The 405-nt window shown below is 69.9% G+C and carries 1 pseudogene; it reads right to left on the bottom strand.

What is annotated here, in order from left to right:
* Window positions 1–134: 134 nt before the first annotated feature.
* Window positions 135–405 (bottom strand): annotated as a pseudogene (locus tag G4D85_RS48625) (serine/threonine protein kinase); the annotation flags it as partial.

The following is a 405-nucleotide window of genomic DNA, read 5'->3' as shown; positions in this document are numbered from 1 at the left end:
CAGGGACACCTCACTCTCGACTCCCAGCCGGGCACCGGCACGTGCTTCCGCCTCTACCTGCCGTTGGATTCACCCGCTTCCACGCGCCCGCTGCTGGCCGTTCCGTGACTTGAAGTCGAGAGGAGGGTGGGCTGTCAGCGCCACATCGTGAGCCACGCCACGAGCAGCCCCAGCAGCGACGCGCCCGTGAACAGCGCGACGGCGAGCCAGACGCGGGAGCCCTGAAGCCATCCACCGGAGGGCTCGGGATCCGCGGTGAGGACCTCGCCGTCACCGGTGATGGCACGCACCAACTCCAGTCGACGCGCCTCGAGGGCCTCCGTGGCCACCGTCTGCGAGATGTCGATACCGAAACCGACCTGCGTCTCGCGCGGCGCGCGCCGGGGGGCATGTCTCGACATGGCG

The sequence above is a fragment of the Pyxidicoccus trucidator genome, assembly GCF_010894435.1.
GTDB lineage: Bacteria > Myxococcota > Myxococcia > Myxococcales > Myxococcaceae > Myxococcus > Myxococcus trucidator.
The sequence above is the reverse complement of the archived record's forward strand: the minus strand, read 5'-3'. Positions and strand labels throughout refer to the sequence as shown.